Genomic DNA, 6,931 nt, shown 5'->3' with positions numbered 1-6,931 from the left:
TGCGGTACTAGCTCAGTTGGTAGAGCGCGACCTTGCCAAGGTCGAGGTCACGAGTTCGAGCCTCGTGTACCGCTCCAATTTCTAACCAAAAGAAATTGTAGTGAATAAAAGCTAGCTCAGTTGCTAGGATGTTGAACGCAATTTATTGCACATCAATAAAATAACTGAAAAATGCGGTACTAGCTCAGTTGGTAGAGCGCGACCTTGCCAAGGTCGAGGTCACGAGTTCGAGCCTCGTGTACCGCTCCAATTTCTGACCAAAAGAAATTGTAGTGATTAAAAGAAGTAAAATGCGGTACTAGCTCAGTTGCTAGAATGTTGAACGCGACCTGTCGCGCACCAACGTAAAATAACTGAAGAAGTAAAAATGCGGTACTAGCTCAGTTGGTAGAGCGCGACCTTGCCAAGGTCGAGGTCACGAGTTCGAGCCTCGTGTACCGCTCCAATCTTTTTATATCCTTTCAAAATTTTCTGTATTAAAAATCATAAACAAAATTATAATCTCAAATCTCTCTTATCTACTTTATTCTATGTGTAATATTCAGCATTGAAGTTTTAGATGTTAAAAGCTATCGCTTCGCGGACGTAAGATTTTTCGCCTACAAGAAAGGTTTTGTACTTTGAAGTTATGGATAAATAGCTGGAGTGAAGTAGGGGTTAATACTTTTAAGCATTAGAAACGTTTTCTAAAACAGCTCGCCCTGAATGGTTGCTATAATTCGTCTTGAGCCACCAGAGTCACGATGCTCACCCAAGTAAATACCTTGCCATGTACCTAGCGCTAAATAGCCATTTGAGATAGGAATACTTAACTCGCAGCCTAATGTGCTGGTTTTAATATGTGCCGGCATATCGTCGTCACCTTCATAATCGTGACGATAATAAGGCTGACGTTCAGGAACAAATTTATTGAAATGGCTTTCCATGTCCATACGAACAGTGGGATCTGCATTCTCGTTTATAGTAAGGCTCGCTGAAGTATGCTGAATAAAAAGATGCAGTAAACCCACCTTATAATTGGTAACTTCATGGAGCTGAGACAGTATTTCGTCGTCAATTAAATGAAAACCCCGAGTGCGGGGTTTTAATGTAATTTGTTTTTGCTGCCAACTCATAATTTATCGAAACTAACTTCAATATTTGCATTACCTGCATCACAGCTAAATGGCATGATGATTTTTTTACCTTGGCTTTTATGAGTAATTGTATGACCTTTACCTGATACAACAATAGGTGTAGCCATATCAAAATCAAACCCTTTTTCGCCTAGTAAGTTTTTAGCGCCGCCAGTGACCATGTTGGTAATTTCACCCACCATGTCAGTTACTTCTTCGTCTATAGTGTCGGGACGTTCGCCAAGCATACGTTCCATAATGGTTAACGCTAACTCTTCATCAAACGTAATTGAAAACGATCCACGAGTTTGCGGGCCAACCATACCAATCAGACCGGATACATCACCACAGGCTATTTCATCAGTTTTAATGCGTGGTTTACCTGGTTTTAATTGAGTTTGAGCCATAGTGCTTAAAACATTAATTAAAGACGATAAAAACGGATTGATGAACTCTACATTCATAGTGGGTACTCTTAAATTGGTGCTAAGAAATGGCTATATAGTGTGAGTATAGCCACTAAGGATAACTTCGGGGAATTATGATGCTCTGCAAGACTCACATTTACCATGTGCTTCTATTGTTTGCCCAGAAACAACAAAACCACCTTCAGCTGCTAAGTTATTTAGCTCATGAGAGATAACGGTCGAATGTAACTCTTTTACAAAACCACAGGTATCGCAAATTAATAATTGTACTGGGTGTATATGATCAAAGTGATGGCACAGCATAAATGCATTTGTGCTTTCAATTTTATGAATAAAACCTAGTTCAGCTAAAAAGTCTAATGCACGATAAATAGTTGCAGGTTTAGCACCTGTTTCAGTTACTTTTAATTGCTCAAGCAAATCGTATGCACCAACACCACCTTGTGCACTGGCTAGCAGGCGAAATACTTTCTCGCGGATTGGCGTAAAACGCGCACCACGGTTGTCACAAACTTGTTTTGCTTTACTTACGAGTGATTCTATATTCATCATTACTCTTATCCTTATGCTGCCGTGATATACTAACATACTGTGTTGTAGTTGCAGCGTTTTTATTAAACGCTTTTTACCTAGGAAACCCGGTAATGCATGAACTGTTAGCTATATTTATTTTCTTTTTTGCAGTTATTGATCCCATTGGCACTGTACCTGTATTTATTGCAGTTACGCGTGGTGAGGATGAAAAGTTTAAGCGCAAAGTTATATTTAAAGCGGTAGGTGTATCTGCATTAGTGCTCTTGTTTTTTGTTCTCGCAGGGGAGCAATTACTTAACGCAATTGAAATACCACTTTCTGCTTTTCAAATAGCTGGCGGTATCATATTACTTATTTTTGCGCTTTCAATGATATTTGGTGAAAGCAAGCCAGAGGCCGAAATTAACAGTGTACGCGACAGCATGGAGACTGCCATTTTTCCTCTGGCTATTCCGTCTATTGCGAGCCCGGGTGCCATGTTAGGTGCTGTGTTAATGACTCGTAATGAGGAATATACATGGGTGGAGCAATTATTAACGTCTTCTATGATGCTCGCTGTATTAGCAGTTGTGCTGGTTTTATTACTCCTTGCAACGCATGTACATAAATTAATTGGTGACAGTGGCGCAAGTATAATAAGTAGAATAATGGGGCTTATTTTAAGCTCTGTTGCAGTAACTAATATTTTAAATGGCATAGCCCATTATTTTGGCTTGCAGGTGTTCTCTTAACATTGATGCCCGTTAGGCTTTTGTGTAAAATGCAGCGCCTTTTAAGCTGTGCTTAATAACTTTAATACCCTGAGGTTTGCTTTGAATAAATGTACTTTGGATAGACGCTTTTCTGTGGCCCCAATGCTTGATTGGACCGATCGCCATTGTCGTACTTTTCATCGCAAAATGACTAAACATACTGTGCTTTATACTGAAATGATAACCACAGGGGCTATTTTATTTGGTCGAGGCGACTACTTACATTTTAATAAACACGAAGGCCCCGTTGCGCTACAACTTGGTGGCTCTGATCCTAAAGCGCTTGCGCAATGTGCAAAGCTCGCAGGTGAGCGTGGCTATGACGAAATAAATTTAAATGTAGGTTGCCCGTCAGACCGAGTTCAAAATGGCCGATTTGGCGCATGCTTAATGGCTGAACCTCAGTTAGTTGCTGACTGTGTTGCAGCAATGAAAAGCGAAGTAAGCATTCCGGTTACCGTTAAAACGCGCATTGGTATTGATGAGCAAGATTCGTATGAGTTTTTATGTGCACTTATTGAGGCGTCTCATAAGGTAGGGTGTGATGACTTTATTATTCATGCTCGTAAAGCATGGCTCAATGGCTTAAGCCCAAAAGAAAACCGTGAAGTTCCACCGCTTGATTACCCTCGTGTTTACCAACTTAAAAAAGACTATCCGCAACTCGATTTAAGCTTAAATGGCGGTGTTAAAACAATTGAGCAGAGCCTAGAACATTTACAGCATATCGATGGTGTAATGATTGGCCGTGAAGCTTACAGTAATCCATTTATGCTTAATGACGTTGATGAAAAAATTTATGGTGATGCTGCAAACACACAATCTCGCCATGATGTAGTACGCTCAATGTACAGCTACATTGAAGAAGAAATGCGCTTAGGTGCTAATTTTTGGCATATAGCTCGACACATGCTCGGTATTTTTCAGGGGCAACCTGGCGCACGTGGTTTTAGACGTCACCTTTCTGAAAGTGGCCATGGTAAGCAGGCCGATTTAACGGTAATGGATAAAGCATTGAGCTTTGTACCAGAATAAAGCTTAGGTTTAAAATGATCTAAATATGAGCCACTTTCGAGTGGCTTTTTTGATCCTAAAAATTAGTCAAAAGCATAATTTATTGGCCAATTACACTCTATTATGTTCAGCTGGAAGTCACTAAGTTCTTAAGTGTTTTTAATTCATCTCATTGATATAAAATAGTTTATTTTAGTTTTTATGGACTTGGCACAACTCTTGGAATCCTCTTGTTGTAATCAATTAAAAATTAACAGGAGAATACCATGGGAATATTTAACCGCGTAAATGATGTTATTCAATCAAACATTGTCGCCATGCTTGATAAAGCAGAAGACCCTGAAAAGCTTTTAAACCTAATGCTTACCGACATGCAAGATGCATTAAATAAGTGTCGTACTACAGCTGCCGCTTTATTGTGTGAAGAAAAAATAATTAATCGTCAAATTGATACTAAAAAAATAGAATTAGCAGCTTGGCAAACTAAAGCAGAGCATGCGATTAAAAAAGGCAATGATGACCTTGCTAAGTCTGCCTTACTTGAAAAGCAACGTGTTAGCGAAAGCATTGTAAATAGGCAAACGCAATTAGAAACTTTGCAAGAGTCTATCGCAAAAATTAAAGCTGATTGCGAGCGCTTACAGCAAAAAATGACTATGGCTAAAACTAAGCAAGCTCAATTGATGCAGCGTCATAATGTTGTTATTGCTAGAGGGCGAATCAGTACACAATTACAAAGCGATAAAGTAGCTCATGCACTATCTCGATTTGATCAGGTAGAGCAGCGTGTAGAAAGTATTGAAGCGCAAATAGAAGCATATGAGTTAACTGACTCTGCAAATACGACGGCTTCACAAATTGAAACTTTAGTTAAAAATGAAAAAATAGATGCTGAGTTAGCCCAGTTAAAAACAAGTTTAAAAACTGATTTAAAACAGACTGCTTAAGGGGAATATTATGAATAGCTTTAATCGTCAACGAGGTTGGTATAAAGATACTCTGAATAAAAAAATATCGGGTGTTTGTAGTGGTTTAGCTCATCGATTGGATTTTCCTGTATGGGCAACACGTGTAGTTACTATTTTATTATTTTTGAGTTTTCCGTTTGCAATTGCACTTGGTTATTTTATAGCGCATTGCTGTCTTGAAGACAAAGTATATTAAGGAGTATCACCATGAAAGCCTTAGCTGTCTGCGTAATTATCTATTTATTACTGTTTACTGATTTAATAACGTTTGTGCAGATTGATTCTTGGCAGTTGCCGTTATGGATTGCTGATATTAGCTGGGCAGGGCTCGAGCTTGTAGGTGCTTTGGCCGCAATTGTTGCTGTGGTTGCGGTAGTGGCTTTAATTACTATGGGATTAGTTGGAGCGGGTGTTGTGGCATTAGCAGGGACTGTTTTAGCGCTTTTATTCGGATCTATAATGATTGCATGGCCGTTACTATTTGTTGCAGTGTTGTGTTGGCTTGTTGCCGATAACAAAAAAGTAGCCTCTTAATCCTTAATTTGACTGACTATTATAGGTTAACTATGTTAAATTTAGCCTGTAATTTAAAGTTTTTATAAGGATAAGAATGATGACGAAACTATGTTTTTCGATGGCTTCTGCATTAATATTTAGTTTTTTTTCGTCATCGTTGGCGGCGCACTCAGGGCACGATCATGGTTCTGATGTGGCTGTGCTCGAAGTAACTAACGCGCAAATTAGAGAGTTTTTACCTGGCAGTACTTCAACTGTAGGTTATTTAACGCTAATAAATCACAGTGGAGCCGCAGCAACTTTAACTAAGGCAACTATTGATGGCTTAGGCCGTGTTGAAATACACGAGCATTCACATGTAGACGGCATGATGAAAATGCAACAAGTTGAATCAGTTGAAATTAAAGCGCACGAAAGTGTCAGTTTTCAACCTGGCGGTTATCATTTAATGGTATTTGAACCACAAGAGCCATTAAAAGTAGGGCAAGAACGCAAACTCACGCTATATTTTAGTGACGGTAATCGCTTGTTCACTAATGCTCAAGTCGTATCGCTTGAAGCGCAAGCTACGCAGTCAAAACCATCTACTCAACACGCTCATCACTAGGAGTACACATGTCGCAACACAAAGGAAAAATAGCAGGAATAGTTGTTTTACTGCTTATTATATTTTACGCAATTGCTGTTTATTGGAGCACAGAGCCTGCACGTTTCGATGTTGTTGCAAACGCGAAAGAGCAAGCGCAGCTTCATAATGAAAAAATAGTAACGGGTTATGTAACTACATCAACGCTTATTACAGTTGCTAGCACTTTGCTTGATAAACCAGGTGGCTACTTATCAAATGATGTGATACCGCCAAGTATTATTATGGATGATATGCCAGCGTGGGAATATGGCGCACTTGAAATGGTGCGTGATTTATCGCTTTCTATGCGTAAAGATTTTAGTCGTTCGCAATCACAATCAACTGAGCATGAAGCACTTAAAAAGGCACAGCCACAGTTTAATATAAGCTCTGAAGCATGGGCGTGGCCAAGCGCTGAAGGTGAGTACCAAAAAGGTATTGATTATTTAATGGTATATCGTGGACAAATTGCTAATGAACATGAACGCGATAGCCAGTTTTACGCACGAGCAGATAACTTACGTAGTTGGCTTAAAGAAGCTGAAAAACGTTTGGGTAGCTTAAGCCAGCGTTTAAGTGCCAGTGTAGGCCAAGAAAAAGTGAATACCGATTTAGCGGGTAACTCATCTAATAAACAAGCAACTCTTGCGCCGTTACAGCAGCAAGTAAGAACACCGTGGTTAGAAATTGACGATGTGTTTTACGAATCGCGCGGCGCTACTTGGGCGTTACTGCATTTTTTACAAGCGATAGAGTATGACTTTAATGATGTGCTTGAAAAGAAAAATGCACGTGTAAGTGTTCAGCAAATTATACGTGAGCTTGAGGCAACCCAAGAAACAGTGTGGAGCCCACTTATTTTAAACGGGAATGGTTTTGGCTATGTGGCTAACCATTCTTTAGTTATGGCAAATTATATTTCTAGAGCCAATGCGGCTTTAATCGAACTTAGCGAGCTATTAGCTCAAGGATAAAA

10 protein-coding genes and 3 tRNA genes are annotated in these 6,931 nt (G+C 39.5%); 10 read left to right on the top strand and 3 right to left on the bottom strand.

Annotation, left to right across the window (positions count from 1 at the left end):
- Position 1 precedes the first annotated feature (1 nt).
- From GQR55_RS03045 to GQR55_RS03035, 3 genes are all read left to right on the top strand, one after another.
- Positions 2 to 77: transfer RNA gene (locus tag GQR55_RS03045), tRNA-Gly, on the top strand.
- A 96-nt stretch (positions 78 to 173) separates the two neighbouring features.
- Positions 174 to 249, top strand: a tRNA-Gly gene (locus tag GQR55_RS03040).
- A gap of 120 nt (positions 250 to 369) precedes the next feature.
- Positions 370 to 445: transfer RNA gene (locus tag GQR55_RS03035), tRNA-Gly, on the top strand.
- Between the two features lie 241 nt (positions 446 to 686).
- Here GQR55_RS03035 and GQR55_RS03030 read toward each other — a convergent pair.
- The 3 genes from GQR55_RS03030 to GQR55_RS03020 form a co-directional block, all read right to left on the bottom strand.
- The gene (locus GQR55_RS03030) at positions 687 to 1,115 is read right to left on the bottom strand and encodes a secondary thiamine-phosphate synthase enzyme YjbQ (RefSeq protein WP_166419387.1); all 429 of its coding nucleotides are present in this window, start codon (positions 1,113 to 1,115) and stop codon (positions 687 to 689) included.
- Complete coding sequence (locus GQR55_RS03025; protein ID WP_166419386.1) at positions 1,112 to 1,579, bottom strand: chemotaxis protein CheX; 468 nt, start codon at positions 1,577 to 1,579, stop codon at positions 1,112 to 1,114. The genes GQR55_RS03030 and GQR55_RS03025 overlap by 4 nt, the downstream gene beginning before the upstream one ends.
- 75 nt (positions 1,580 to 1,654) lie before the next feature.
- Positions 1,655 to 2,092: a transcriptional repressor gene (locus tag GQR55_RS03020; protein WP_024599240.1), complete on the bottom strand. Its 438-nt coding sequence runs from the start codon at positions 2,090 to 2,092 to the stop codon at positions 1,655 to 1,657.
- Positions 2,093 to 2,187: 95 nt separating this feature from the next.
- Between GQR55_RS03020 and GQR55_RS03015 the strand changes: the two genes are divergently transcribed.
- From GQR55_RS03015 to GQR55_RS02985, 7 genes are all read left to right on the top strand, one after another.
- Positions 2,188 to 2,808, top strand: a complete 621-nt coding sequence (locus GQR55_RS03015) for a MarC family protein (protein ID WP_166419385.1) — start codon at positions 2,188 to 2,190, stop codon at positions 2,806 to 2,808.
- 123 nt (positions 2,809 to 2,931) lie between these two features.
- Entirely contained in the window at positions 2,932 to 3,864 is a 933-nt protein-coding gene (gene dusA / locus GQR55_RS03010; protein WP_231615058.1) for a tRNA dihydrouridine(20/20a) synthase DusA, read from the top strand.
- A 245-nt stretch (positions 3,865 to 4,109) separates the two neighbouring features.
- Positions 4,110 to 4,790 carry a PspA/IM30 family protein gene (locus GQR55_RS03005; RefSeq protein WP_166419383.1) on the top strand — a complete coding sequence of 227 codons (681 nt, stop codon included), beginning with the start codon at positions 4,110 to 4,112 and terminating at the stop codon, positions 4,788 to 4,790.
- A 10-nt stretch (positions 4,791 to 4,800) separates the two neighbouring features.
- Entirely contained in the window at positions 4,801 to 5,007 is a 207-nt protein-coding gene (locus GQR55_RS03000) for a PspC domain-containing protein (RefSeq protein WP_166419382.1), read from the top strand.
- An 11-nt stretch (positions 5,008 to 5,018) separates the two neighbouring features.
- The gene (locus tag GQR55_RS02995) at positions 5,019 to 5,345 is read left to right on the top strand and encodes a hypothetical protein (protein WP_010554260.1); all 327 of its coding nucleotides are present in this window, start codon (positions 5,019 to 5,021) and stop codon (positions 5,343 to 5,345) included.
- Positions 5,346 to 5,421: 76 nt separating this feature from the next.
- The gene (locus GQR55_RS02990; RefSeq protein ID WP_081709148.1) at positions 5,422 to 5,934 is read left to right on the top strand and encodes a copper chaperone PCu(A)C; all 513 of its coding nucleotides are present in this window, start codon (positions 5,422 to 5,424) and stop codon (positions 5,932 to 5,934) included.
- An 8-nt stretch (positions 5,935 to 5,942) separates the two neighbouring features.
- Positions 5,943 to 6,929, top strand: a complete 987-nt coding sequence (locus tag GQR55_RS02985; protein WP_166419381.1) for a DUF2333 family protein — start codon at positions 5,943 to 5,945, stop codon at positions 6,927 to 6,929.
- The last annotated feature ends 2 nt before the right edge of the window (positions 6,930 to 6,931 follow it).

The organism is Pseudoalteromonas sp. Z1A8, assembly GCF_011378855.1.
GTDB lineage: Bacteria > Pseudomonadota > Gammaproteobacteria > Enterobacterales > Alteromonadaceae > Pseudoalteromonas.
This window is presented reverse-complemented; position numbering and strand designations above follow the sequence as displayed.

Bases quoted from the DNA above. Each gene is read 5' to 3' on its own strand.
- GQR55_RS03030 (WP_166419387.1), bottom strand. From the start codon at position 1,115: ATGAGTTGGCAGCAAAAACAAATTACATTAAAACCCCGCACTCGGGGT.
- GQR55_RS03025 (WP_166419386.1), bottom strand. From the start codon at position 1,579: ATGAATGTAGAGTTCATCAATCCGTTTTTATCGTCTTTAATTAATGTT.
- GQR55_RS03020 (WP_024599240.1), bottom strand. From the start codon at position 2,092: ATGAATATAGAATCACTCGTAAGTAAAGCAAAACAAGTTTGTGACAAC.
- GQR55_RS03015 (WP_166419385.1), top strand. From the start codon at position 2,188: ATGCATGAACTGTTAGCTATATTTATTTTCTTTTTTGCAGTTATTGAT.
- dusA (WP_231615058.1), top strand. From the start codon at position 2,932: ATGCTTGATTGGACCGATCGCCATTGTCGTACTTTTCATCGCAAAATG.
- GQR55_RS03005 (WP_166419383.1), top strand. From the start codon at position 4,110: ATGGGAATATTTAACCGCGTAAATGATGTTATTCAATCAAACATTGTC.
- GQR55_RS03000 (WP_166419382.1), top strand. From the start codon at position 4,801: ATGAATAGCTTTAATCGTCAACGAGGTTGGTATAAAGATACTCTGAAT.
- GQR55_RS02995 (WP_010554260.1), top strand. From the start codon at position 5,019: ATGAAAGCCTTAGCTGTCTGCGTAATTATCTATTTATTACTGTTTACT.
- GQR55_RS02990 (WP_081709148.1), top strand. From the start codon at position 5,422: ATGATGACGAAACTATGTTTTTCGATGGCTTCTGCATTAATATTTAGT.
- GQR55_RS02985 (WP_166419381.1), top strand. From the start codon at position 5,943: ATGTCGCAACACAAAGGAAAAATAGCAGGAATAGTTGTTTTACTGCTT.